Source organism: Microvirga sp. HBU67558 (genome assembly GCF_018069605.1).
In the GTDB taxonomy this organism is placed as follows: Bacteria; Pseudomonadota; Alphaproteobacteria; order Rhizobiales; family Beijerinckiaceae; genus Microvirga; species Microvirga terrae.
In genome coordinates this window covers 1-269 of sequence record NZ_JAGPUP010000081.1, presented here as the reverse complement: position 1 = coordinate 269, position 269 = coordinate 1, and the positions used below count along the sequence as shown (strand labels likewise).

Genomic DNA, 269 nt, shown 5'->3' with positions numbered 1-269 from the left:
TCGCTCGTCGTCGTTCTCCTCCTGCTCTACACTGGCTGGCGCGGGTGGGAGATGGTCTACCGTCACCGGGTCGCCGTCTTGGATCGGGTTCCCTGATCCGGGTGCTTCATGCGGTAGGAATTGGGAGGCGGAGATGGATCGGACCCGACTTGTGGCCGATGCCATTCTCTCCGCGGCCGCCGACGCGGTGGTGGCATCAGACCGCGAAGGGATCATCCGCGTGTGGAACCCAGGCGCGGAGCGGATCTTCGGTCATCGTGCCGACGAGG

The 269-nt window shown here is 65.4% G+C and carries 1 protein-coding gene; it reads left to right on the top strand.

Translation table 11 applies throughout. From position 1 onward, the window contains the following. Positions 1–133: 133 nt before the first annotated feature. Positions 134–269 (top strand): PAS domain-containing protein (locus KBI52_RS00320; protein ID WP_210804732.1); only part of this gene is annotated, 136 nt, incomplete at its 3' end.